Annotated in this window: 24 protein-coding genes and 3 pseudogenes; 19 read left to right on the top strand and 8 right to left on the bottom strand. The window is 69.1% G+C overall.

Features of this window, described 5'->3' with window-relative positions:
• Window positions 1–290: 290 nt before the first annotated feature.
• From ABZ490_RS40730 to ABZ490_RS40720, 3 genes and pseudogenes are all read left to right on the top strand, one after another.
• A pseudogene (locus tag ABZ490_RS40730) lies at window positions 291–476 on the top strand (IS5/IS1182 family transposase); the annotation flags it as partial.
• Between the two features lie 146 nt (window positions 477–622).
• Complete coding sequence (locus tag ABZ490_RS40725; protein WP_359002371.1) at window positions 623–961, top strand: hypothetical protein; 339 nt, start codon at window positions 623–625, stop codon at window positions 959–961.
• Window positions 962–1,092: 131 nt separating this feature from the next.
• Window positions 1,093–1,230: pseudogene (locus tag ABZ490_RS40720) on the top strand (IS5/IS1182 family transposase); the annotation flags it as partial.
• A 263-nt stretch (window positions 1,231–1,493) separates the two neighbouring features.
• Here ABZ490_RS40720 and ABZ490_RS40715 read toward each other — a convergent pair.
• Complete coding sequence (locus ABZ490_RS40715; RefSeq protein ID WP_359002369.1) at window positions 1,494–2,468, bottom strand: WYL domain-containing protein; 975 nt, start codon at window positions 2,466–2,468, stop codon at window positions 1,494–1,496.
• A 92-nt stretch (window positions 2,469–2,560) separates the two neighbouring features.
• Between ABZ490_RS40715 and ABZ490_RS40710 the strand changes: the two genes are divergently transcribed.
• From ABZ490_RS40710 to ABZ490_RS40695, 4 genes are all read left to right on the top strand, one after another.
• Entirely contained in the window at window positions 2,561–2,926 is a 366-nt protein-coding gene (locus ABZ490_RS40710) for a VOC family protein (RefSeq protein WP_359002367.1), read from the top strand.
• Between the two features lie 978 nt (window positions 2,927–3,904).
• The gene (locus ABZ490_RS40705) at window positions 3,905–5,752 is read left to right on the top strand and encodes a hypothetical protein (RefSeq protein WP_359002365.1); all 1,848 of its coding nucleotides are present in this window, start codon (window positions 3,905–3,907) and stop codon (window positions 5,750–5,752) included.
• Window positions 5,753–5,769: 17 nt separating this feature from the next.
• Window positions 5,770–6,192, top strand: a complete 423-nt coding sequence (locus ABZ490_RS40700; protein ID WP_359002363.1) for a hypothetical protein — start codon at window positions 5,770–5,772, stop codon at window positions 6,190–6,192.
• Window positions 6,193–6,242: 50 nt separating this feature from the next.
• The gene (locus ABZ490_RS40695; RefSeq protein ID WP_359002361.1) at window positions 6,243–7,025 is read left to right on the top strand and encodes a hypothetical protein; all 783 of its coding nucleotides are present in this window, start codon (window positions 6,243–6,245) and stop codon (window positions 7,023–7,025) included.
• 234 nt (window positions 7,026–7,259) lie between these two features.
• On the opposite strand, the gene ABZ490_RS40690 is transcribed toward ABZ490_RS40695, so the two are convergent.
• Window positions 7,260–9,515, bottom strand: coding sequence for a M4 family metallopeptidase (locus tag ABZ490_RS40690; protein ID WP_359002359.1), 2,256 nt, complete (start codon window positions 9,513–9,515; stop codon window positions 7,260–7,262).
• A gap of 511 nt (window positions 9,516–10,026) precedes the next feature.
• Here ABZ490_RS40690 and ABZ490_RS40685 point away from each other — a divergent pair.
• The 3 genes from ABZ490_RS40685 to ABZ490_RS40675 all read left to right on the top strand — a co-directional run bounded on the left by ABZ490_RS40685 (window position 10,027) and on the right by ABZ490_RS40675 (window position 11,067).
• Window positions 10,027–10,230, top strand: a complete 204-nt coding sequence (locus tag ABZ490_RS40685; protein WP_359002357.1) for a hypothetical protein — start codon at window positions 10,027–10,029, stop codon at window positions 10,228–10,230.
• Window positions 10,231–10,256: 26 nt separating this feature from the next.
• The gene (locus ABZ490_RS40680; RefSeq protein WP_359002355.1) at window positions 10,257–10,406 is read left to right on the top strand and encodes a hypothetical protein; all 150 of its coding nucleotides are present in this window, start codon (window positions 10,257–10,259) and stop codon (window positions 10,404–10,406) included.
• 445 nt (window positions 10,407–10,851) lie between these two features.
• Window positions 10,852–11,067, top strand: coding sequence for a hypothetical protein (locus ABZ490_RS40675; protein ID WP_359002354.1), 216 nt, complete (start codon window positions 10,852–10,854; stop codon window positions 11,065–11,067).
• 436 nt (window positions 11,068–11,503) lie between these two features.
• Here ABZ490_RS40675 and ABZ490_RS40670 read toward each other — a convergent pair whose 3' ends face one another.
• On the bottom strand, window positions 11,504–11,881 hold the full coding sequence (locus tag ABZ490_RS40670) for a hypothetical protein (RefSeq protein ID WP_359002352.1): 378 nt from the start codon (window positions 11,879–11,881) through the stop codon (window positions 11,504–11,506).
• A 284-nt stretch (window positions 11,882–12,165) separates the two neighbouring features.
• Window positions 12,166–12,873, bottom strand: coding sequence for a TetR family transcriptional regulator (locus ABZ490_RS40665; protein WP_359002350.1), 708 nt, complete (start codon window positions 12,871–12,873; stop codon window positions 12,166–12,168).
• A 96-nt stretch (window positions 12,874–12,969) separates the two neighbouring features.
• Between ABZ490_RS40665 and ABZ490_RS40660 the strand changes: the two genes are divergently transcribed.
• Window positions 12,970–13,446: an SRPBCC domain-containing protein gene (locus ABZ490_RS40660; protein ID WP_359002348.1), complete on the top strand. Its 477-nt coding sequence runs from the start codon at window positions 12,970–12,972 to the stop codon at window positions 13,444–13,446.
• A gap of 124 nt (window positions 13,447–13,570) precedes the next feature.
• On the opposite strand, the gene ABZ490_RS40655 is transcribed toward ABZ490_RS40660, so the two are convergent.
• Window positions 13,571–14,188 carry a TOPRIM nucleotidyl transferase/hydrolase domain-containing protein gene (locus tag ABZ490_RS40655; RefSeq protein ID WP_359002346.1) on the bottom strand — a complete coding sequence of 206 codons (618 nt, stop codon included), beginning with the start codon at window positions 14,186–14,188 and terminating at the stop codon, window positions 13,571–13,573.
• A 151-nt stretch (window positions 14,189–14,339) separates the two neighbouring features.
• Between ABZ490_RS40655 and ABZ490_RS40650 the strand changes: the two are divergent.
• The 5 genes and pseudogenes from ABZ490_RS40650 to ABZ490_RS40630 form a co-directional block, all read left to right on the top strand.
• Window positions 14,340–14,720: pseudogene (locus ABZ490_RS40650) on the top strand (cupin domain-containing protein); the annotation flags it as partial.
• A 537-nt stretch (window positions 14,721–15,257) separates the two neighbouring features.
• A complete protein-coding gene (locus ABZ490_RS40645; protein ID WP_359002344.1) occupies window positions 15,258–16,394 on the top strand; it encodes an LLM class flavin-dependent oxidoreductase in 1,137 nt (378 codons plus the stop codon).
• A complete protein-coding gene (locus tag ABZ490_RS40640) occupies window positions 16,391–16,924 on the top strand; it encodes a GNAT family N-acetyltransferase (RefSeq protein WP_359002342.1) in 534 nt (177 codons plus the stop codon). The genes ABZ490_RS40645 and ABZ490_RS40640 overlap by 4 nt, the downstream gene beginning before the upstream one ends.
• A gap of 78 nt (window positions 16,925–17,002) precedes the next feature.
• Window positions 17,003–18,343: a radical SAM protein gene (locus ABZ490_RS40635; protein WP_359002340.1), complete on the top strand. Its 1,341-nt coding sequence runs from the start codon at window positions 17,003–17,005 to the stop codon at window positions 18,341–18,343.
• Window positions 18,340–19,371 (top strand): aminotransferase class I/II-fold pyridoxal phosphate-dependent enzyme, encoded by a 1,032-nt coding sequence (locus tag ABZ490_RS40630; protein ID WP_359002338.1) that lies wholly within the window; start codon window positions 18,340–18,342, stop codon window positions 19,369–19,371. Before ABZ490_RS40635 ends, ABZ490_RS40630 begins: the two co-directional genes overlap by 4 nt.
• 34 nt (window positions 19,372–19,405) lie before the next feature.
• Here ABZ490_RS40630 and ABZ490_RS40625 read toward each other — a convergent pair whose 3' ends face one another.
• Window positions 19,406–19,900, bottom strand: a complete 495-nt coding sequence (locus tag ABZ490_RS40625; RefSeq protein WP_359002336.1) for a GNAT family N-acetyltransferase — start codon at window positions 19,898–19,900, stop codon at window positions 19,406–19,408.
• Between the two features lie 48 nt (window positions 19,901–19,948).
• On the opposite strand from ABZ490_RS40625, the gene ABZ490_RS40620 reads away from it, so the two are divergent.
• Together ABZ490_RS40620 and ABZ490_RS40615 are read left to right on the top strand one after the other, a co-directional pair.
• Window positions 19,949–20,527, top strand: coding sequence for a TetR/AcrR family transcriptional regulator (locus ABZ490_RS40620; RefSeq protein WP_359002334.1), 579 nt, complete (start codon window positions 19,949–19,951; stop codon window positions 20,525–20,527).
• A gap of 217 nt (window positions 20,528–20,744) precedes the next feature.
• Window positions 20,745–21,158: a cytidine deaminase gene (locus ABZ490_RS40615; protein WP_359002332.1), complete on the top strand. Its 414-nt coding sequence runs from the start codon at window positions 20,745–20,747 to the stop codon at window positions 21,156–21,158.
• 24 nt (window positions 21,159–21,182) lie between these two features.
• Here ABZ490_RS40615 and ABZ490_RS40610 read toward each other — a convergent pair whose 3' ends face one another.
• Both ABZ490_RS40610 and ABZ490_RS40605 read right to left on the bottom strand, forming a co-directional pair.
• Window positions 21,183–21,506, bottom strand: coding sequence for an antibiotic biosynthesis monooxygenase family protein (locus tag ABZ490_RS40610; protein WP_359002330.1), 324 nt, complete (start codon window positions 21,504–21,506; stop codon window positions 21,183–21,185).
• 2 nt (window positions 21,507–21,508) lie between these two features.
• Complete coding sequence (locus tag ABZ490_RS40605; protein ID WP_359002328.1) at window positions 21,509–21,895, bottom strand: VOC family protein; 387 nt, start codon at window positions 21,893–21,895, stop codon at window positions 21,509–21,511.
• Between the two features lie 63 nt (window positions 21,896–21,958).
• Here ABZ490_RS40605 and ABZ490_RS40600 point away from each other — a divergent pair, with 63 nt between their 5' ends.
• A complete protein-coding gene (locus ABZ490_RS40600; RefSeq protein WP_359002326.1) occupies window positions 21,959–22,945 on the top strand; it encodes a YafY family protein in 987 nt (328 codons plus the stop codon).
• Window positions 22,946–22,956: the final 11 nt, after the last annotated feature.

Raw genomic sequence — 22,956 nt, 5'->3', positions numbered from 1 at the left:
AGGACGCCAGGCCCTTCAAGTGGACCAAAACCGCCGACCAGATCCTCGACCGCATCTGCCGCTACTGCGACAGGATCTCAAAACCAGGTCACTAGTGCCGGTATCCCCATCTGACGATTCGCTGGTTGAGCCGCGAGGACGATTTCCTGCCATTTGCTCGCATATTACGGAAGCAAATTGATACGTGCCCGTAGGCGCTCCGCATTACTGCTGAGCTTCTTCGAGCCGGGCCCCGATCAGGTGACACCCGACAAGCGCAACGAGCACTGAAGGCCCTGCGCGAGGCCGGCTCCCACGATCCGACCGCCGCCCGCACCCACCGGATCATCCGCATCCGCGAGCGCCAGGGCGTTCCCCTCCTGGCCGATCTCACGCCCCTGCGGGAACTCACTCCCACCGTCGCCCGCTTGACGTCCTGGCGTATCTTCCGCAGGTCCCGATGCGGTCCGAACCGCATGAGGTCAATCGCCGAAGCCGGGTCATTGACCGATCCACTGTGGATCGCATTCATCATTGAATCGTGCGCGAAATGCCGCAATCCTGCCGACTTGCGATCAGGATTGCGGAGTGCTGCTCTGAAATAGGTAGGGGGTAAAGAGCTAAATGATCCGGACCCGAATGGGTGGCCCGCATTCCGCTACGCCAGATCATGGCCGTGCTCTTGACGGCCGCCCTGACGCTCTCCCTCTCGATGGTGCTCACCGTCACCTCGACGAAGGAAGCAGCCGCCTCGTGCTCCGCCAACCGGTTCAACGGCACGTGGCGCTCGTCCGACGCGAGGCTGAAGCGTATCGACGTATGGCAGGGAGAGGACTGCCACCTCTACGCCAACTGGAGCAACGCCGATGAGGTGCTGCAACTGCGGATGCAGGACTGGTATCACATCTCGGTGTGGGACAGCACCGACTACCACAGCGGTAAGAAGGTCAGCTTCACGGTCGCGATGTACAAGAGCAGTTGAGCCGCGAAGGGCAGCAACTCCGCCCGCGCCGCTACTGGACGAGACCCCCTACCCAAGTCAGGTGGGGGCCTCGCCGCTCGTCGCTCTGATGTACATGCGCCGCGACCCCCGCCCGGATCGCGGCCGGGTTCGGGATAGTCGAGGTCCTCACCGGTCCGGCCGGTGAGCTGCTGTGGATCTCGCCCGCCCTGCCCGACCGCACTCATGACCTCACCGCGGCCCGCACCCACCGGCTGATCCGTATCTGCGAACGCCAGGGTCTCCCCGTCTCGGCCTCCGGGCGGATCAGCTCGTCCAGCGTCGTGTCGGCGGGGCAGTGGGCGATGTAGGAGGAGATCTCCTCGGGCCTCCTGACACCGCGGCGGGCGACAACCCTTCAGTCGCGTACATCGTCCAGGACCTCATCGGCGTCCCACTCGACGAAGCGATCAGCCCCCGCACATACGCCACCTCTCGGCCCTCGGTCACCTCGTGTTCACCGGCGGGGCCGACGGGACCGTACGCGTGGGAACACGTGTCCAGTTGGTGCGGGTCAGGACGTTGGTGACGGCGCATAGTGGTGGGCAAGGTTGGTGGCGAGCGCGCGGAGGTGAGCCCTGGCTTCGGTGGGGCCGTGCACCGTGACGGCGCTCCCGAACGGCAGTAGTGCTCGCACGTCCTCCAGATGCAGGAAGCGGATCGTCACCTTGTGGCCGGTGGCGGACCCGTCATGCTCGTCATGCTCGTCCCGGACGAGTCGTAGGCCAAAGATCCGTTGCGCTCGCTCGATCTGGGTCTGGTCGATGGTGGCGCTGACCTCTATCGCATGGTTGTGTTCCCACTGATCAACGAGCGCTGCAGCGACGGTGGCCAGGGTCTGGCTCTCGCGGATCCGACGTGGCTGGTCGACCTCTTTCCACGTCGTGATCCGTTCGAGTCGGTACATCCGTGGCAGTCGGGCACAGTCGGCGACGAGGTACCAGATGCCGGCCTTGGCGAACAGTCCGTAGGGATCCACCACCAGGTCGCGCGGGCATGACTCGCGTGTGCTGTCGTACGCGATCCGCAGTCGGCGACCTCGCCGCACTGCGCCGATCAGCGAAGCCGGAGTCGTGCCGGAAACTGGTGCCTGACGCCAGGGGCGGCTGTCCACGTGCACCACGTCGGTGAGCGGCAGGAGCTCATGAACGTGACGTGACTGTGTAGCGGCGATCTTGGAGAGCGCGCGCTGGCTTTCGACCGATGCGTCGAGCTCCTCACGTTGCTTCTCATCCAGCCCTGTGAGGGAGAGATGATCCCGCTCGCCCGGTGTGAGTCGGGTGAGGTCGAGCCCGGACCCGGGCAGCATGGTCACGCCTCCGAGGCGGCCCCGTTGCGCGGTCACCGGCAGACCGGCGTCGCGGAGCCAGTTCAGGTCCCGGGTGATGGTTCGAAGGGACACCCCGAGCGCCGAGGCGAGTTCCTGTGTGGTCACGGCATCCCTCGATGCGAGGAGCAGCATCAGGGAGAAGAAGCGGTCTGGGGTCACCCACCGATTTTTTCAGGAATTGCGACACGATGCGGCGCATATCCCGGTCAGGCTGGCGGATGCGTACCTACGACCTGTGAGAAGGAACAACCATGACCACATCCGTCGTGTCCATCGTCTACGTGAACGACGCTCCCGCCGCAGCTCGTTTCTACGGCGACCTCCTCGGCATGAGCCCCTCGTTCGAGACTTCGGGATACATCACCTTCGACCTCGGGCCGGGCGCTGACCTCGGTCTGTGGTCTGGCCAGCTCGAGGATCTGTCACCGGACGTCCCGCGCACCAGTGAGGTGTGCCTGGCCGTCGACGGTGGGCCCGACGAGATCAACGCGACTTTTGAGCAGTGGAAGTCCAAGGGGGTCACGATCCTGCGCGAGCCTCATGATGCGGGGTTCGGGCTGACCTTCCTCGCAGCCGATCCTGACGGGAACCGTATCCGCGTCGCACCGCACGACTGAAAGGCTGCAATGCGGCAGGGGCGCACGACGGGTGTCGACGACGTCGGTCTATCCCCAACAGCGTCCTGCCCACCATCCGTCGTCGGGCGAGGCGAAGGGGTCGGGCCAGGTTTTGGAGATGTAGAGGTCGTCGAGCGGTTTCACCAGATGCCGCAGTTCACGCGCCGCCTGTGGCGGAAGAGCGTGCATTGCCGCTTCCAGAACTCCCCGCTCGTCGGTTGTGTGGAAGGGGTTGCACAAAGGGCAACCGCATCCGCCGGAGAGAGCGCGACTGGGGCGGTGGGCTGTTCGTGACCACTGCAGCAACGCATACGCTATCGCCCCAGGCCAGAGCCGATTGTGTTCGAGGCGGGACACCGCTCCGGCAAGCTTGCCAGAGCCACGCGGCAAGCCAGGTGTTGGTGTTTCATGCCACTGCCGCCTCGGGTGACGTCCGGCGGCGCGGACTTGGGACGGCCGATTACGCGGCATCGTCCTTTCTGGGCTTGTTGTTCACGGGGCCAGCATGCCAGATCGCGGGACGGCCTCGCGCCCTCCATTAGGCGTCGGACAGTTCGTCCCGCCAGTGCGCCGAGGCTTGGTTCCTTGCTCGACATGCGCGGGTTGTCGGTACTTCGAGCCAAGCGGGCGGCCGGGGCCGGGCTCGGTGGGTTTCGGTGCATTGGCTCTGGCGTGCCCGTCTTCGCCCACAGATTCCTGAACCCTGTGTCTGCTTGAGCAGCCGAAGCGCATCGTCCCTCCCACGCCGGCAAGGCAGTCGAATGCCTCGGCGGTAGCAGACTCGTAGAACCCAGTCCACGCCATGAGCCTTCTTTCACTCCATCGGTTCACTTTGTCGCCAGGGCTGTCCACTGGCGGCCGCACCGGTCCTAGTTTTGCTGTCTCATCCCTCGACACCGGAGTGACGGGCCGTCATGCTCGACCTTCCGTCGACCGGGGATACGTACGACGGAGCATCGGGGGTGCGACGTGTCTGGCGTGAGCCTTCCGCAACACCGCTACAGCCGTACGGAAGCCACACGTCTGCTGTGCGCCGGCGTGTATCAGGACGCGGGCTTCCGACGGCAGGTCATCGACGAGGTGGTCGACCACCGCGAACGGCCGATCGCCCCGCCCAACGGCGTGGACGTCCTGCCGGTCCTCTCGCACGCCCTGCGGGTGACCGCACAGGAGGCACGGGCCGCACTGTTCATGCTCGCAGCCTGGGCGGGGTTCTTCCTGTCCGACGTGATCATGTTCTGGGACCGCCTCTCCGACCGCTGGGGCGACGGCGCGGAGGTGCACTTCAGCGATGTGCTCACCGCGTTCTTCCAGGGCGACGACCAGCTGACCGATGGCCGACCCCTGCCGTGGTCGGTCTTCTACGCACTGGTCGCCCTGGCGTTGTGGTTCGCCCGCGCGGTCGGCGGCGGCTCGGCCGCCCGTTCGGCGGGGCTGCCCGACCCGGTCGCCAAGGTCGCCGACGGCGCCGGCACGGCGGTCTCCCTCGGCGCCTGGTCCCTTGCAGTCTTCTACTGGTACTCGTACGTCTCCGGACTGCTCCGCGGCCACGCCCAGACGCCGTACCCCCTGCTGTTCCCGCTCGCGATCGCGCTCATCGCCTGGTGGTACCAGACCTGGCAGCGCAAGTCCCTCTGCCGGCTGCTGACCCGCTGGACCTTTCCCACAGCCACCCAGCCCGCGCTGCCCCCGGGTCCCCTGTTCGAGATGCTGCGGGACGACGTGCAGCGGGAGCAGGAGGCATCGCTGACCCTGTACGACGCCGACAGCCCGTCGTTCGTGGGGTTGGGCGAACAGGGCACTCCCTGGTCGTTCGCGATGGAGTTGCGCAGACGTGAGCCGCAGCCCGACGAGAAGGACGCCCCAGGCCTCGGCCTCGACAACACCGCTCCCCACACCGCTCTGCCGCGCCAGACAGGTGGCCCCCTCACCGCGGACTCCGCGCTCGCCATGATCGAGCCGCAGTTGACGGGACTCCGAGAGTCCGCCGCGCGCAGCGGCAAGGACCGGCTGCGGGACCTGGAGATCGACCGGTTCGTCTACCTCCCGGGCGGAGTCGCACGCGACGAGGACTTGGAGATCGGCGGAGTCCCCGACCCGGCCGCGCTCCCTCAGCGCTCCGGCCGGCACTCCGGCCTGTCCGTCTACGACCCCGCCCAGGTCGCCGCCCACCTGCGGGAGGCCGTCGACGAAGGAGGCGAGGGCCGACGGGTGTTCCTGCGGATCCGGGTGGGTGCCTGGCACGAACAGCTCGTCGTCACCGTCCTCGTCCGGGTGCACACCCAGGGCCGCATGCTCGTCCTCGAAGTGCTGCCCTTCGTCCTCGGCCCCGTCCGCAAGGAGTTCCGCGCGGTCGACGCCCTCGTGGAACGGCTCCCCGAGACCTGGGTGCGAGGTGCGTTGCGCGCCCTGCGGGACGCCCCCGCGATCGGGGTGGACGCCGGCATCGGGGGCCTCGCCACCCTGCGCAACACGGTCGCCACCGGCTGGTCGGAGCGGGAACCGCTGCCGGACGTGCCGAGGCTCTCGCTGCGTGTGCTGGCGGGCGACAAGGGGCTGTCGGCGTTCCAGCGGATGGACAGTACCCGCTACGTGAAGACCATCCAGGAACGGATCGTGAACGGGGTCCGCGAAGCGCTGAAGGCGCACGGCTACCGCACCGAGGAGTTCGAGCAGCACGTCTACCAGCTCAGCGGCGGCAGCGTGTTCATCAAGGACATGTCCGGCGGCGCGGTCGCCACCGGCAGCCATGGCCGCGCCACCCACAACGACCCGCCACAGCCGCCGCCCTCGGCACCGCCGACCCACGCCAACCACACACCATGAGACAAGGAACGCGGGACATGCCGAACAGCGGACAGAGCACTCCGGAGCAGCAGCAGCCCGGAAGCGGCAGTGGCAGCGGCAGCGTGAGCATCGGCTCGATGAGTGGAGGGTCGATCGCGACCGGCAGCCACGGCAGGGCGACGTCGTACAACACCACCGGCGCCGGCCCCGACCCGCGTCATGCGGAACTCCTCGCGGCCATCCGCGAGTTGCGTGGCGCGCTGCCGCCGGTGGCGGACCGCAGCGCCGAGGACGAGACGCTCGACGGTGAACTCGCCGACGCCGAGGCCGAGATCACGGGCACCGGAACGGCCGACGCGAGCCGGCTCGCCCGGCTGCTGGGCGGAGTGCGGGGCTGGCTGGGTTCCCAGGCCGCCGCGGCCGGCGCGATCGCCTCGGCCACCGCGGTCGTCCAGGGCATCGCCCAACTGCTCGGCTGACGGACGCAGTACTTCCTACGAGGGGCACGGGGACACGGAGGACGGCGACGATGAGAGTGTTCGACACCGAGCGGCAGGAATGGGCCGGATCGCGCCGTGAACGGCTCTTCCACACCGAGCGGTATCTCGACCTGCCGCGCCAGCGATCCGTCCTCCAGCGCACGGCGATCGTCCTCACGGTGTGCGGGGTGTCCTTCGGCGCGTGGGCCCTGGGCTGGAAGGACGAGCCGGAGCCCTACCGGCCTCCGGCCCAGGAGGCGCCCGTCGATCCAGGTGCTCCCGAGGGCACCGGGACGGGCGACCCCACGCAATCGGCGTCGGCCTCGGCCTCGCCCACGCCCCCGGCGGGCTACGAGGTTCTCGACGACTCCCAGGGCTTCCGCATCGCCGTGCCCGAGGGATGGACCCGCGAGAGCCAGTCGTCGCAGTACGGCATCGACATCGTCGAGTACCGCGGCCCCGACGGCATCCGCAGGATCCAGATATTCCAGGTCATGGAGACCACCGTGCACGAGTCGGTGGTGGAGTCCCAGAAGGCGAGCAGCAAGCTGGACGGCTACCAGGAGATCCATGTCCAGGACGTGACGGACCCGTCCGGGGGTGCGGCGACCGAGCACGAGTACATGGCCGACGAACTGAGCGGCGAACCCGCCACCGGCACCACCTACCACGTCATCGACTACCGCTTCGCAGCCCAGGACGGCGAGAAGTACGCGCTCATCGTCTATGGCTCGCAGTCGGACGGAGCCGACGCCGAACGCGAGTTGCTCGACACGGCCCGCGCCTGGTTCTGCCCGCCGTCGACGGAGTGCGCGGCGCCGGAGACGTCCTGATCCGGGGTGATCGCCTGCCCCGAGTCGTGGATGCTCGGATCAGAGGATGTGCGCCTCGGGACTCTCCGTCGCGCAGGTGCTTGGGCACGGGATGGGCAGGCCTTGTCGGTGTTCTCCTGGCACACATCCCCAGGATCAGCCGCTGAATCGCCACACCCCTGATCGAGACATGTCGGGGATGGTCGTAGCGCGGGCCGGTGACACCGCCGTACCGGCCCGCGCGTCGTGTCGGCGTCAGAAGGTCAGGCTCCAGCGGTCGAGGTAGCCGGGGTCGACGGTGAAGATGCCGGGGGTGTTGTCCGTCACCCGCAGCCTCCAGATACCGTTGGCCGGGGCGGCCGAGGCGTCGACGGTGTACGTGACGTGCAGTTCGCCTTCGCCGGTGTCCCAGTACCAGGGCTTCACCGGGATCTCCGTACCGTTCTCGGCGACCAGGGTCACCACCTGTCCGCCGACCCACGGGTGGACGAGGTCGATGGTCACCTCGAGGTCGCCGGGTGCGGTGCCGCTTCGGCCGGTGACGATCAGCGGGGACTCGATCGTCTGCCAGTTGGGGATGTCGTAGCGGGCGGGGTTGACGAAGTGGTCTCCACCGGAGGCGAGGACAGGCCAGTCGAAGCGCACGGTGCGTTTGGCGTGGCGCTGGGCGGTGTTCCGCACGGTGACGGCCGTCCTGAAGGTTCCGGCTTTCTTCGGCGTGCCCGTGATGAGCCCGGTGCGTGCGTCGATGGACAGCCCCTTGGGCAGGCCGTGCGCGGAGTACGACAGGCGTCCGGGGCTGGAGCCCACCGCCTCGATCTGCCGGCTGGTGGGCTGGCCGACGGCGACGGGGCGGGTGGAGGGCGCGGTGACGGCGAGATGGTTGACGTAGCGGGCACCGACGTTGACGGCCGCCCAGGCGTTGCCGACCGCCTCGTACGTGGCGCTGCCGGCTCCGAACAGGTCGGCGGCCGCCTGGAGGGTGGCGGCGCGGGCGTCGACGTAGCCGGTGGAGCTCGTCATGTAGGTGGTCAGGGCCCGGTACCAGATGTCGGTGGCGTTGTTCCGGCCGATGCCGGCGACCGGCAGACCGTCGAAGGTGGGGCTGTCGTAGGCGACGCCGTTGATCGTCTTCTTTCCGCTGCCCTCGGACAGGAGGTAGAAGAAGTGGTTCGCAGGGCCGGAGCTGTGGTGGACGTCCTGTTTCTTGGTGTCCGGGGTCCAGTAGTCCTGTGAGGTGCCCTTGACGGGGTCGGCGTCCTTGGAGGGCTGGTCCATGGAACGCAGCGGCTTGCCGGTGCCGCGGACGTCGGCGAGTTCGCCGATGGTGTAGTCGGGGGTGTCGGTGGGGTTGTTCGCGAAGAACTCCACGGCGGTGGCCATGATGTCGCTGGTCGCCTCGTTGAGACCGCCGGATTCGCCTGCGTAGATCAAGCCGGCGGTGGCGTAGGTGACGCCGTGCGTCATCTCGTGGGCGGCGATGTCGAGTTCGGTGAGCGGGTTGGCGTTGTTCCGGCCGTCGCCGTACGTCATGCAGAAGCAGAGGTCGTCCCAGAAGGCGTTGGCGTAGCCGTCGCCGTAGTGCACCCGGGAGAAGGCCCCGACACCGTTGTCAGCGATGCCGTCACGGCCGAAGCGCTCCTTGTAGAAGTCCCAGGTCTCGCGCTGGCCATAGGCGGCGTCCACAGCGGCGGTCTGGCGGTTGGCGACCGTGCCGTCGCCCCACACGTCATCGTCGTCGGTGACCAGGTTGCCTCTGCCTCCGACACCGGTCATGTCGTACGTCGAGTGCCCACCGCGTTCCGTGTCGGTCAGGTCGTAGACGTCGGCGCCTTTGACGGTGCCGATCTCCACCTGCCCGCTGTAGCGGCTGTTTCCGGTACCGGAGTTGATCTGCTGGGCGCTCTGGAGCTGCTTGCCGGTTGTGGCGTCCGTGAGGACGTCGAGTCGGCTCGGTGTGCCGTCGGCCTGTGTGCCGGTGACGTGGGACTGCCAGGCGAGCGTGGGCTCGGAGCCACCCATGAAGATCACCAGCCTGGGGGCCGCGGTCGCGGCCGGGCTCTTGGTGTGTTCTTCCCTGGCTGCCGAGAGGGCGGACTTCTTCGCCTGCGCGGCGCTGACCGCGGCCTCCGTCGTGTCCACGGCGACCTGCGCGGACGACGCCTTGGTGACGGTGCGGCTGCCGGCCCGCTCATGCACGACCAGGTCTCCGCCGATGACCGGAAGTCCCGCGTAGGTGCGCTCGTAGCGTGTGTGCACGGTACCGTCGGCGTCCTTGATGACGTCCTTGGGTATCAGAGTCTCCTTCGCGCCCAGGTGGAGGGCGCGGGCCGTGCCGGCGCGGCGGTCGGTCGCGGACTTGAGCAGTTGTCTGTGCTGTGCGGCGGAGAGGGTGACGGGCTGGGCACCGGACCTGGCCTCGGCGGTGATCTCGTGCGGTGCCGTGTCACTCCCCGTGGCCGCGGCTCCGGGGGCGGGAAGGAACAGCGTCAGCAGGGCGGCCGCCGTCACGGCGACAGCCGCTGGGCGGCGACCGCGTGGGGCGCGTCCGCTGCGCGTGGGTGAGGGGTTCGGGGGTGGTATGGCGCCCGCGGAAGACGGGTGACGATTCACTTGCACAGCTCCTTGTGCCAGGCCGGGTCAACGGCCGCTGGAACGGGGAACGTCGGAGAACTTCGTTGGCTCCGGGAGACGACGTGCGCGCGGGGTGCTCACGCAACGTGGTGGATCGTTTCAGTGAGTTCGTCCGCTGTCACCATGTCGGAGATCATTGTCCGAAATCCGGGTACCTGGACGCCGCCTGCTCGCCGGGAAAGGGCGTCTGCCACGTGGCGGTATACCGAGCGGCAACAGGGGCTTTACACCGCGGAGCGACAACAACCGGCCACACGGACAGAGGTGGCGCAGAATATGATGAGTGCTCATACAGAGGGATTTGCCTGCAGTTCAGCGGTCATGGGAATGACTCACTCGCCCCCCGTGACGCAGACCAAGGTGAGTGGCATCCAGGAAGCGTCTCTAGATGGGGAGTTCCGCGAGGGGCCGGCCGGATCTGCAGGAGACCGGGAAGCCGATCCTGGAGGTGGCTGCGGATCCGGGCGTCCATGCCAGGACACCCTCGGGTGGTCGGCGGCTGGCCGAGGCCAGGGAGAAGGGCAAGCGCATCCGTGAGCTGGAGATGGAGCGTGAGGTGTGCAAGCGGTCCGTGGCCGTGCGGGTGAAGTAGCTGACACGGACCCGGCCTTCGCGGTCGTGATCGGCACTTGCACGGCCGAACATGAGGTTCGACTCAACGACACCATCATCGAGACCGGCACCGAGCGCTACCGCTTCGCCCGGACCATGACCGGGCAGCGGCAGACGAAGAAGGAGCACCGAGGACGGCCGGCCGGTGGAATCTAGTCCTTGCGGCCTCGGGCGCGGCGGTCCAGGAACTCGATCAGCCGTGTTTCCGAACGCGCGAGCGTCTCCCGTTGTTCGAGGGGAAGCGAAGCGAGGGCATCGACCAGGACCCGCTTTCGCGGGACATGGACCATGTTGCCGGAGTAGACCCGGCAACCGGAGCACCAGGCGAGTCCGATGCACCGCTCGAACATGGAGGACTCGGGCGGATGGAATCGGTACTGGTACGAGCGGACAGGCGTTCCGCAGGCGGCACAGATCCGACGGTCCCTGTCCGAGACCGTGTTCCAGGTCCCGACCTTGCGCCAGTGCTGCCGCCCGGGCAGTGCTCTTCAAGTCGCCATGCCCGGCATTGTCTCCCACAGCGATTCGCTCGCCACAGCCTTCCCGGCCGAGCTGGGGCAGGAGCAGACCCCCGCCCGGGGCCACTGCCCCGGTCTGCGCCGTGGAAATCGCGGAGACGGGAACCGGCGGAGCATCCGGCTGCAGCTTGATGATTGCTGGCGCCACAGTGGGTGGGTCCCTCGCGTTCATCAATGCGGCAGAACATGACGCACCCAAAACCTTGGATTGGGATCACTGGAAGTTCATGCATACGGGAAGTGGTGGCATATTGATCACCCTGGAGGCCGCTACGCTGGCGGTGAATGTCGCTGCGTGAACACGCCCGGTGCGAGGTTGACCCGAATCTTGGAAACAGGCTACGCGGCTTGGGCCACAAGTGTTCCACCCGTCCTGCGTCACCAGAGCTCCAGATCCCTCCTGTCGGATGATGTCCAGGCTTGTCGTTTCACCCTGCCTCTTCGGCGGCAGATCCAGCCAATCGCCAAACATCACCACGTTGTCGATCGGCGTCCGCAAGTTCTCCGACAGAGCTGTGCGCAGTTCATCGCACGACAGGCTGTCCATGAATGAGATCTCGATAGGCTCAAGCATCCGGTGCCGCCGGAATCTGTCCCGGGCCGGCGTTCAACAGCCACCCCGAATCTGCCGACTGCCCTTGCGTACTGTGGCCATGGCGCGGGGTTGTGGCGTTTGAGTCGGCGGAGGCGGAACGCGTCGAGACGGGAGTGTGACCCCGCGGTGGGGCGGAAACGTCACCGCCCAGACGCACCACGGCCCGCTCCCGAAAGACGCCAAGCCAGGCCGGGAAGCGTGGAGTTCTGCGTGTGGGATCTCGCGGACCGGTGCGGGGTGACGAGGTGGATGCCCGTTTCGTCGTCCTGTGCCGCGCCCGTGAACCGCTGGGACAGGGCCTTGCGCGGGGCGGCCACCGGGTCGCCCCGGTCCGCGTTGTCGACCCAGGTTCCCGCGCCGTGCGGCTTCGCACCGCGGCCCTGGGCCGGGAACGACAGCCCGTCGAACACTACGCTGTTCATCGCTGGCGGACTGCCCTTCGGCACGAACAGATCGACGCTGCCGAGCGAATGGGCCGGCAGGCCCCTCGGGGAACGCTGCCGCAGCACGGTGGCCACACGGTCCCGCGCCTCCGACCGGCCCTTGGGGAAACTCCGGGGCGAAGCAGGCGGCGAGCAGTCGCCGCCCGAACGGTGTGGGACGCGCAGGGTCCTCGGTGCCGAGGCGCGTACCCGGCATGCACATCATCGCCGACAACTCCCCATACTGCTTTCGGTGTTACCCCGGATCACCAGGGCCACCGGGACACGCAGGAGCAGAAGAACACGGAGGCGGGCGCGGGGGGTTCTTCGCCGGTGCCGAAGTCGCCGGGAAGGCGGAGCTGCCGGCCGACGCCTTGCGGTCAGCGGGTCGGGGCGGCGCCTTCGAATGACGCCAGGCCGGTGTCGATGAGCTTGGCGGCGCGGCGGACGTCGGCGGTCACCGCCTCGTGGACCCGCGCTGCGGTGCGGGAGCCGTCGAGATGTTTCCCGAGGCTCCGGAACTGGATCGCCCACAGTCCGAGCAGTGCTGTTGCCGCGATCTGCGGTTCCGGGTCGTCCGGGCTGCGGCCGGTGCGCCGGGCGAGTGCCTCGGCCGCGGCGGTGACCAGTCGGTCGGTCATGTCCCGGTGGTAGGCCCTCAGTGAGGGCGTGGACCTGGTCAGTGCGCCGAAGCGCCGGATCATGGCGGCGGCCCGGCCGGGATCGTCCTGCGCGGAGATCCAGGAGGTCAGGGCCCGCAGCTCCGCGGCGAGGATCCGCAGCGCCGCCTCGACCGGGGAGTGGTCCGGGTCCGCCAGGCCGGTGCGCAGGGCGGCCATCGTGGCCTCGCCCTGGTCCAGGATGAGCGATTCCTTGGTGGGGAAGTAGTTGAAGACCGTCTTCTCCGAGACGCCGCATACCCGGGCGATCTCCGCGACGCGGACGGCGTCGAAGCCGCGTTCCATGAACATCTCGGTCGCGGTGTCGGACAGGCGTTGCCGCAGCAGGCGCTTCTTCTGCTCCCGCAGCCCTTCGGTCTCGGGCTCCCCGGTCTGCGGGCGCCACGCCGTCCAGTCCACCGTGTTCATGGCGACAGCGTAGTGCAGCAGCAGAAAAATTACTGTTACTGTAAATTTTCAGTGACTGTACATTCTGTCTTCTGGTCGACCGCTGAGGGAGCCACCGTGAGTGCCATCCACATCGTCCGCGACTACCCGCACACCCCCGCCAAGGTCTGGCGCGCCATCACGGATCCCCAGCTCATACCGTTGTGGACGGCCACCGGGGCCGGGGCGCGTCCGGAAGGGTTCACCGCGACCGTCGGCGCCCGCTTCCGGTTCATCGCCAAGCCCAAGCCCGGATGGAGCGGCATCGTGGACTGCGTGGTCCTGGAGGTGGACGAGCCACGGCTGCTGCGCTACTCGTGGGCCGACCCCGGCGGCGAGACCACGGAAGTCGCCTACCGCATCGAACCCCATGACGCAGGCGCTCGCTTCACCTACGACCACACCGGCTTCACGGGCGCGGGCGGGGTCCTGATGACCCAGGTCCTCGGGCATGTCCGGCGGAAGATGCTGCGCGTCGGCCTGTCCGCCGTGCTGAACGATCTGGGCGAGGACGGCAGGCTCCGCCCCGGCAGCACGCTCAAGCCCAAGAGCTGACCCTCTCGCCCGGCAGGACCGACGCCGGGGTGCGGTACGTGCTTCACCGAGTGCCGAGTGCCGAGTGCCGAGTGCCGAGTGCCGAGTGCAGGGTGGCGGGCGCCGAGTCCGGAGCCCCGAGTCGTCAGAGGAGGGAGAACAGGCCGTCGAGCGGGGGTGGGGCACGGTGGGGATCGAGGGCTTCGACGAGCACGCGGCCGTAGTGGATCTTGCGTCCCTTGGTCGTGCCGAAGAAGCGCCGCAACTGCCGCTGCGGGGCACGACCCTGTTGTGCGGGCTGGCGCAGGAAGGTGTTCAGAGCACGCCCGTCGCCTTCCGCCCGGATCAGCTCCTGCACCCGTGTCACCCCCAGCGCGCGGATGAGTTCGTCCTCGAGGTCCGCCGTACAGACGAAGAACGCTTGTCGCGCCGCACCGGCCGCTTCGAAGCCCCGGGTGTAGTAGGGGTGCTCGGCCTGGTCGCACAGCCCGGCGAGGCGCAGGCCGAGGCCGGGGGAGCCGAGGAGGCGGGCGTAGCGGCCGATGCTCATCGCACCGCCGATCGACAGGACGCAGACTCCGTCGGCCGCGAGATCCCGGCCGCGGCGGCCGGCCAGCGCGTCCACCGCGGCGACGTCGCTCGGGCCTTCGAGCAGGACGGCCACACGGACGGACAGCGCGGCAGCCAGCTGGTGTGCGGGTTCGTCCGGGCCGCCCGCCGCCCATGCGGTGACCGCCTCCCGGAAAGCCCCCATGTCAGCCATGCCATGAGTCTCGGTCAGGCCCGGCCGCGGTGCCAGGGAATATCCGCCGTCACGTCGATCGGTGGCGCGGAAGCCGCGCGGAGCGCCACGGGTGCGGTGAGCGGATGTCCGGGGCCGACGGCTGTCCGCGTCCCTTGTGCGCGTGCCCACTCTGATGCAGGGACCGCCCGAGGAGAGGGTCCGGATCGCGGACGCCGACACCGTGGCTCCGCTGTGGACCGGTGAACGGGGCAGTGAGGCCCGGCTCATGCTGACGACCTCGGGTCCGGGCCCGGTCGAGGTCTGGCGCTGGCGGCTGGAACCGGACGAGGAGTACCCGAGCCATCCCCACCAGGCCGGAGTGGTGGAGACGATCAGTGTCACCTCCGGCCGGATGACCCTGGTCGTCGACGGCACCGAGCATGCACTGGAGGCCGGACAGACCGCCACCTTCGGCGGCGACACCCCTCACACCTACCGCGGCGCCGGCACCGGGACCTGCCATCTGATCATGACCGTCCACCTGCCGCCCGGCCCCGCCTCGACCGTCTGATCCCCACCCCGTACACGCCGCACGGGCGGTGGTGTCGTGGTGCTGCCGGATCGTGCAGATGGCCCGGACGTTCTCCAGGCCGGTCGGCGCCTGTATCGGGAGCCGTCCATCACATCGCGGCACAGCATCCCGCGCTCTTGGTCACCGCCCGGTCGATGCACACGTGCCGACAACGCGGGGGACGGTGCCCGGCGTTCCGGTATCCGGGCACCGCTTGACGAACCGCGGCCCGCACTGCTGAATTGATCGTATGGATGCCCAGGAGCCCTTGGTCTCGCGCGGCTACATCGACTTCGGTCGGGTGTGGTCCGCCGCGTGTCGCGGCTGACTCGGCGGCGGGCCGCCCGGCGGCCCATCCTTCCCGCATGACGCGGCGAGCCCTGCTCCCGCGCTGCATCTCCTGACGCCCGGCGCCTTCAGCGCGTCGTCGCGCCCGGACTTCCTCGTCTCTACGGCGTACCCGTCACCCGCCCCCGCATGGCGCCCCGAGCCATGCCCCGCGCCGCGTACGCTCCGTCTCCTCCGAAAGGCCTTTCCATGCCCGTGGAATTCCTCGGTATCGCCGCCACCAACGACGGCTCCGAAACCACCCCGCGCTCCGGCGCCGCCTTCGACAAGGAGTACACACTCCGTCTCGCCCGGGCGCACGAGGACCACGGCTGGGACCGGGTGCTGTTCGCCTACGGTTCAGGATCACCGGACCCCGCGCCCGCCGCCGCGTACATCGCGAGCCGGCTGGAACGCCTCCAACTCCTCCTCGCCCACCGCCCGAACGTCTCCTACCCCACCTTCGCCGCCAAGACGTTCGCCACCCTCGACCAGATCAGCGAGGGCCGGCTGACGGTGCACTTCATCACCGGCGGCAACGACCGGGAGCAGGGCCGCGAGGGCGACACCCTCACCAAGGACGAGCGCTACGCCCGTACCCGCGAGTACATCCGGATCGTCAAGAAGATCTGGACCACGCGCGAGCCCTTCGACCACGAGGGCGAGCACTACCGCTTCCACGACTTCGTCAGCGATGTCTTCCCCGTCCAACAGCCCCGCCCGAACGTGTCGTTCGGCGGTTCGTCGCCCGCCGCGTACGCCGCCGGAGGCGCCGAGGCCGACATCTACTGCCTGTGGGGCGAGCCCCTGGCGAAGACCGCCGAGCAGATCGAGTCCGTGAAGGCCGCGGCGCAGGCCGCGGGGCGCACCGACGTGCCGCGTATCCAGGTGGCGTTCCGCCCGATCATCGCCCCGACGGAGGAACTGGCCTGGGAGAAGGCCCACCGCACGGTCGGCGCGATCAAGGCCCGTAAGGAGAAGGGCGAGGCGATCACCAAGCGTCACAACGGGCACGCCCAGCCGCAGAACACGGGCTCGCAGCGACTGATCGCCATCGCCGAGGCGGGGGAGCGCTACGACCGCGCCCTGTGGACCCCGACCGCCGTCGCCACCGGCGGCGCGGGCAACTCCAACGCCCTGGTCGGCACCCCCGAGACCGTGGCCCAGGCCCTCCTCGACTACTACGACCTGGGCGTGGACATCCTGTCCGCCCGTGGCTACGACCTGCTGGGCGACGCGATCGACTTCGGTCGGTACGTGATCCCGATCGTCCGTGAGGAAGTCGCCAAGCGCGATGCCGAGCGGGCCGCCCGCGGCACGCAGAACCTTGCGGCGGTGGGCGGATGACCTCGGTGACACCACCGTCCTCGGCCGAGCTGACGGTCGTTCACGTCACCGTCGACGACCCTCGGGTACGCCCACTGCTGCGCGAACTGGGTGACGAGTACTCGTCTCGCTACGGCATCGAAGCCCATGCCGAGCTGGCACGCTACCCGGACGAGGAGTTCACCGCGCCGTACGGCGGCGTCCTGCTCCTGCTCCTGGAGCACGGCGAGCCGATCGCGGGCGGCGCCTTCCGCCGCTACGACGAGGACACGGCCGAACTGAAGCGGATCTGGACGCACTCCGCCCACCGTCGGCGCGGTCTGGCCCGCCGTGTCGTCGCCGAACTGGAGCGCGAGGCGCGCGCCCGCGGCTACCGGCGGGTCCATCTGACCACCGGCCCGCGCCAGCCGGAGGCGCGCGGCCTGTACCTGGCCACCGGCTACACACCGCTGTTCGACACGGAGGCCGACCCGGAGACCATCGGCCCGTTGCCGTTCGAGAAGCATCTTTCGGCGACGCCGCTCGGTCACGCGGTGGTCAGCTCCGGATGATGCCGGCGCCGAAACGGCACCGCGTTCCGCCAGCGGTTCCGCCCCTGCCGTCCGGGACCGTTCATGCATGATGACGGGATGGACCATGGCGACCAGCGCTTCCACGTCATCGTGCTGTCGAACTTCGCGAGGGGCTTCGACAAGTACGCGTTCGCTTACGGAAAGGCGAGCATTCCGGAGAGTACCCATCCCGACCGATTCCACCTGCTGACCCGTGCGGAGTTGGGAATCGGCGTCGGCAAGGCGCGGCGCCTGCTCGACCGTCTGGCCATTTCCGGTGATCGGCTGCTGGTGCTGGAAACCGTGGTGGACCCCGACAAGCTGAAACCCAACGTGTCGACCGGCCTCGGCCTGGAACTGCACGAGGCCCGCATCCGGTTGTCGGCGGTCCACGAACTCGACGAGGCAGGCGACGAGTTCACGCTGCGCCCGACAACCGTCGAGGATGCGATGGCGGCCTCCCTGCACCTGCATGGATCGGCACAGCGTCCCTACGCCGACACACGACCGCGCTCGGTCTCGCTCCTGCCGGTCGCCTCCGCCTGCCAAGCCCGGTGTTCGTTCTGCTTCTCCTCGGCTTCGATCTCCAGCGACCAGGCGCCGGCACGGGTCCCGTGGGACGCGGTGGCCCACTGGCTGGAGCGCGCCCGTGCGGCGGGTGCCGAGCGTGCGGTGATCACCGGCGGTGGGGAGCCCACGCTCATATCCTTCGAACAACAGCTGCGACTGGTGTCCGCCTGCTCGGCGGCCTTCCCGAAGGTCGTCCTGATCACCAACGCGCACACCCTGGCGAAGGGCCCGCACGCCGACCGGGCCGACCGCCTCGCAGCCCTGAGCGCCGCAGGACTGAGTGTGCTGGCTGTGTCCCGGCACCATCAGGACGACGCCGTCAGCGAGCGGCTGATGATGCTGCGCACGCCGGTGAGTTCGGTGATCGACACCTGGCGCGTGGAACGTGACCGTCGGCCGGGACTGGGGATGCGGCTGATCTGCGTGCTGCAGCACGGCGGTGTCGCCGACGCGGCCGGCGTCGCCGACTACCTTTCGTGGGCCGCGGCTCTCGGTGTCGAGGAAGTCTGCTTCAAAGAGCTTTACGTATCCACCAGCACCGAGTCGCTCTACTTCGACCGCGCCGCCAACCTCTGGAGCCGGGAGCACCAGGTTTCGCTGTCCCTCGTCACCGGGTTCGCCGAGCGGCACGGCTTCGAAGTGGCGAGCCGCCTGCCCTGGGGCGCGCCGGTCTACGACGGCAGCTGGGACGGCCGGCCGATGCGGATCGCCGCCTACACCGAGCCCAGCCTGCTCTGGGAGCGCACCAGCGGGATCGCACGCAGCTGGAACGTCCTGGCCGACGGACGCTGTTACGCCTCCCTGGAGGACCGGGCCAGCGAGATCGTGCCGGAAGGTGCGACGGCATGAGGTTCGACGAGTTCCAGGGATTCCGGCAGCGACAACTCAGCGCTTCCCCGTCGCTTCTGGACGCCGCCGAGACCAACGTGTACCGGGCGCTCGCTCCGATGAGACCGGAACCGCCGTCCGGCATGACAACGGTGCACCGGTGCGATCTCGCCCGTGCCTGGCTGCGGCGCTTCGAGCTGCCCGAGGAGTGGTCCGGCCACGCCATGGTCTGTCGGGGGGTCCGGCACGGGCTCGGTGTGGTGTTCCACTGGCTGGGCGCCGTGCAAGCGCGGTTGTGGCTGCCCGGCGACGTGTACCCGGTCTACTTCGAGCTGGCCCGCGCGGCGGGCCTTCGACCCGCCTCCTACCCGACACTCCCGGCGCCGGCCCTGCCGGAGTCGCCGACGGACCACCGCCCCGAATACCTGCTGCTCGCCAACCCCAGCAAGCCGCTCGGCCGCTACCTGTCCGATGCCGAGTGCGCCGCGGCGATGTCGTGGCTGCGTGCGTCACCACACCGCCACCTGCTGATCGACAGCGTCTACGACCTGGGAGCCCCGTTCGCCGCCGGTACACGGCGATTGCTGGACACCGGTCGTGCGGTCCTGCTGCATTCGGTCACCAAGGGATGGCTGTGGCCACGCACGTTCGGTGTGGTCCTGCTGGGGTCGGCGCAAGCCGAACTGGCCGAAGCCTTCCGGGCGGATCCGCCGACGTCGGCACAGCTGGGGCTCGCCGACCGTCTGCTGACCGAGCACGGCGATGTGCCCCGGCAGGTCGTCGACGAACTGGCCGCACGGGCTGAGCGGCTGTTCGCACGGTTGCCGGCCGACGTGCTCGGGGCGATTCCCACGGCGAGCCGGACCTGTCCCGGCAACTACTTCTTCCCGGTCGGAATACCGGCGGAGACACTCCGGCGTAAGTACGGCGTGCTCGCCATGCCGGTCAGTGTGTTCGGGGAGAGCAGCTGGTCCGGTTCCGTCCTGACGAGCCTTGGAGACGCTGTCGGCCCGGCGACGGCGGTGGCGCGACGAAACCCACCAGCATGACTCAGGTGGCCCACGGGAGCCCGAGGCACGTTGGTCAGAGGGGGCGTTGCCAGGTCTGCCCGACGAGGTCGTGGCCGAAGCTGCGATGAGGCTCTTCGGCGACGAGTTCGAAGCCCTGCTTCTGATAGAGGTGCAGGGCCGTGCCGAGGACGTCGTTGGTCCACAAAGTGATCCTCTCGTACCCGGCCTTCCGCGCGAAGTCCAGGCACTCCTCGACGAGGCGGGCCCCCAAGCCCAGGCCACGCGCGTGCGGATCGACGAGCAGCATGCGCAGCCGCGCCGTCCGGTCGTCCTCGCGGACGCAGAAGACACAGCCTGCCCGCACCCCGTCGACCTCCGCGATCCACGCGGCTTGCCCCGGAGAGGCCGCCCGGGCGGCGTAGTCAGCGACGAGCCGGGCGACGAGCGCCTCGAAACCGGTGTCCCAGCCGAACTCCCGGGTGTAGATCTCGCCGTGCGCCATGACCACCCAGCCCAGGTCACCGGCCTGGCCCAGCGGTCGGACGACCACCTCACGCTCCTCCGTCACCACCGCACCCCTCTCCAACTGAAACGACTGTTTCAGTAGAGTAGCGGGGTGACCCGATCCGAACCAACCCCCTCCCCGCGGCGTCAGGAGCTGCTGGACGCGGCCTACGCCTACGCCCTGCGCGGCGGCCTCGGTGCCCTGTCCCTGCGCCCGCTGGCCGAGGCGATCGGCTCCAGCCCGCGCGTGCTGCTCTACCTGTTCGACAGCAAGGACGGCCTGATCCGCGCCTTGCTCGCGCGGGCCAGGACCGACGAACTCGCCCACATCAGCCGGCTCGCCGACGAGCGGGACGGGCCCGAAGGCCTCCAGCCGACTGCACGCGCACTGTGGGCGTGGCTGTCCGACGATTCCCACCGCGCCCTGCTGACCCTGTGGGTCGAGAGCTACGCACGCTCCCTCATGGACCCCGACGGGCCCTGGGCCGGCTTCGCCCGCGACACGGTCGGCGACTGGCTGGAGCTGCTCGCCGCCGGCCAGCCCCCCGCGGCACGGGACACCGAGGCCGCCCTCGCGCAGCGCACCCTCGTCCTCGCCGTCCTGCGGGGCGCGCTGCTGGATCTGCTCGCGACCGGCGACACCGCGCGCACCACCGCGGCCGTACACCTTCAACTGGCGGCCCTGGAGTGACGTCGGCGAGCCCGGGAAAGCGCACAAGCCGGAAGCCGGAAGCCGGAAGCCGGAAGCCGGAAGCCGGAAGCCGGAAGCCGGAAGCCGGGACGCCCGCACGATCGCCCGGGCGCGGGATCCCTGCTCCTGCGCGCGGACCATGCACATCGCCGATATCCGCTTGCACGACGTCACCACGTGGGCGAACGTCGCCTGACACCTGAAGAAGGCAGAGAAGATGACCACGCGGAACCACCCCGTCGACCACGAACTCATCGAAGCCGCAGCGCAGGTCGCCCGCACCCGCTGCCGGGGCGACAACCACACCATGGCAGCCGCGGCCCGCGCCCGGGACGGCCGGATCATCACCGCGGTGAACGCCTACCACTTCACCGGAGGCCCCTGCGCCGAGCTGGTCCTCATCGGCACGGCCGCCGCCCAAGGCGCGTACGAGCTGGACACGATCGTCGCCGTGGGCGACCGCGACCGCGGGGTCGTCCCTCCGTGCGGCCGGTGCCGCCAGGTCCTCCTCGACTACTTCCCGACCATCGGAGTCATCGTCGGCGAAGGCGACGGCATCAGGACCGTGCAGATCACCGACCTGCTGCCCGAGACCTATGTCTGGGCCGACCACCAGATCGAAGCCGGGTGAACCACGCCCGACGCCGTACGTTCGTCAGGGTCGGCCGTCGGCAGGGAGACCCACCCCGCCCAGGACGGTGAGGTCCGTGCGGTGCGGCGCGGTCGACAGCAGCGCGAGGACGTCCGCGGGGGTGGGACCGTCGGGGGTCGGCGGAGCGGCGAGGGCTGCCTGCGCACTGGCGTCGTCCCGCCAGACTTCGGTGACACGCACGGTGTCCGGATCGGCCGCGTCCTGGCTGATCACGTAGATCTCGCAGCCGGGAAAGCCGTGCAGTCTCTCCGCCACCTCCAGCAGGACGGCGGCGAGTTCGCCGCCTCTGCCTGCGTGCGCTGTCATGGTCATCAGTCTGCCGATCATGCTCAGGCCAGGGTGGTGATGCAGAACGGGTGGCCTGCGGGGTCCAGCAGGACCCGCCACCGGTCGGGTTCCGGCTGGACCGTGGGCTCGACGGCCCCCAGGGCGAGGAGACGGGCCTGAGCGGCATCCAGGTCATCGACCCCCAGTTCGATGTGGGCCTGCTTCTCCTGGGAGGGGTCGGGCCAGGTGGGACGCCGGTAGTCGGCCAGGCGGTTGAACCCCAGTCCGGCCGAGCCCTCCTGGCCGAGCAGGATGAAGTCGTCGGTGGAGTGGGCGACGGGGAGTCCAAGGGCCTCGCCGTAGAAGCGGGCCAGTTCGGCGGGGTCCGGGCAGTCGAAGGTGACGGCCGCGTAGCGGATCGCGGGTGCGGATGTCTTCGTAGTGCTCATGGGGCAGACGCTATGACGGGACCAGGACAGATTCGGTCCTGGTCATGCGGGACACTTCACGATGTGATCAGCACTTCGGCCCGTCTGCTGCGACTTGTCTCACTGCTGTCCGCACGACCCTCATGGACCTGCGGTGAGTTGGCCGACCAGATGGGGGTCACCGAGCGCACGGTGCGCCGCGACGTCTCCAGACTCCGGGAGCTCGGCTACGGAGTCGAGTCCGACCCCGGGCCGTGGGGCGGTTATCGCCTCAGGGCCGGTAACCGGGTGCCACCGCTCATCCTCGATGACGAAGAGGCACTCGCCGTGGCTGTCGGGCTGCGCGAGGCGGCACTCAGCGGCGTTCTCGGCGGCGACCAGGCAGCACTGTCCGCACTGTTGAAATTGCGGCAGGTCCTTCCGCCGCGGATCGCGGACCGACTGGGGGAGATGGACGCAGCCTTCGTGCACACCCCCAGGCCGGACGAGCCGCAGATCGCGCCCGCCATGCTGCTGGAACTGGCCACCGCGTGCCGCCGGGGCGAGCGCACCCACCTGTCGTACCGCGACAGGACAGGGGAGGCCACCACCCGGGACGTAGACCCCTACCGCCTCGTGCACACAGGACGCCGCTGGTACTTCGTCGCCCGGGACGTGAAGCGGGACGAGTGGCGGACGTTCCGGGCGGACCGAGTGGCTCACCTGCGGCCAACCGGGCAAGCTGCGGAAATCGTCGACCCGCCCGACCCGGTACTGCTCGTCTCCCGGTCCATCGCGACCGGCACCTACCCGTTGTATACGACCGTCCGTCTCCCGTTGCCCATGGACCAAGCACTGCGGCTGGTCCCGCCGACGGTCGGTACCCACCGTCCGGACGGCCCCGACGCCACCATCGTCGACATCGGCGGCCCCGACGCGGACGGACTCGCCCGATACCTGCTCAGCCTGGCCACCCCCCTACGGGTCCTGTCCCCGGACGAAGTGCGCGAAGCCCTGCTGCACCGCACCCGCGACCTGTGCGCAGCCAATGACGTACTGCCGGTGAAGGGCGACCACAGCGATCAGAAATGAGACGGAGTCGC

Source organism: Streptomyces sp. NPDC005811 (genome assembly GCF_040630405.1).
Lineage (GTDB): Bacteria > Actinomycetota > Actinomycetes > Streptomycetales > Streptomycetaceae > Streptomyces.
The sequence above is the reverse complement of the archived record's forward strand: the minus strand, read 5'-3'. Positions and strand labels throughout refer to the sequence as shown.

Bases quoted from the DNA above. Each gene is read 5' to 3' on its own strand.
- ABZ490_RS40710 (WP_359002367.1), top strand. From the start codon at position 2,561: ATGACCACATCCGTCGTGTCCATCGTCTACGTGAACGACGCTCCCGCC.
- ABZ490_RS40700 (WP_359002363.1), top strand. From the start codon at position 5,770: ATGCCGAACAGCGGACAGAGCACTCCGGAGCAGCAGCAGCCCGGAAGC.
- ABZ490_RS40695 (WP_359002361.1), top strand. From the start codon at position 6,243: ATGAGAGTGTTCGACACCGAGCGGCAGGAATGGGCCGGATCGCGCCGT.
- ABZ490_RS40685 (WP_359002357.1), top strand. From the start codon at position 10,027: ATGGGGAGTTCCGCGAGGGGCCGGCCGGATCTGCAGGAGACCGGGAAG.
- ABZ490_RS40665 (WP_359002350.1), bottom strand. From the start codon at position 12,873: ATGAACACGGTGGACTGGACGGCGTGGCGCCCGCAGACCGGGGAGCCC.
- ABZ490_RS40655 (WP_359002346.1), bottom strand. From the start codon at position 14,188: ATGGCTGACATGGGGGCTTTCCGGGAGGCGGTCACCGCATGGGCGGCG.
- ABZ490_RS40645 (WP_359002344.1), top strand. From the start codon at position 15,258: ATGCCCGTGGAATTCCTCGGTATCGCCGCCACCAACGACGGCTCCGAA.
- ABZ490_RS40640 (WP_359002342.1), top strand. From the start codon at position 16,391: ATGACCTCGGTGACACCACCGTCCTCGGCCGAGCTGACGGTCGTTCAC.
- ABZ490_RS40635 (WP_359002340.1), top strand. From the start codon at position 17,003: ATGGACCATGGCGACCAGCGCTTCCACGTCATCGTGCTGTCGAACTTC.
- ABZ490_RS40630 (WP_359002338.1), top strand. From the start codon at position 18,340: ATGAGGTTCGACGAGTTCCAGGGATTCCGGCAGCGACAACTCAGCGCT.
- ABZ490_RS40615 (WP_359002332.1), top strand. From the start codon at position 20,745: ATGACCACGCGGAACCACCCCGTCGACCACGAACTCATCGAAGCCGCA.
- ABZ490_RS40610 (WP_359002330.1), bottom strand. From the start codon at position 21,506: ATGATCGGCAGACTGATGACCATGACAGCGCACGCAGGCAGAGGCGGC.
- ABZ490_RS40605 (WP_359002328.1), bottom strand. From the start codon at position 21,895: ATGAGCACTACGAAGACATCCGCACCCGCGATCCGCTACGCGGCCGTC.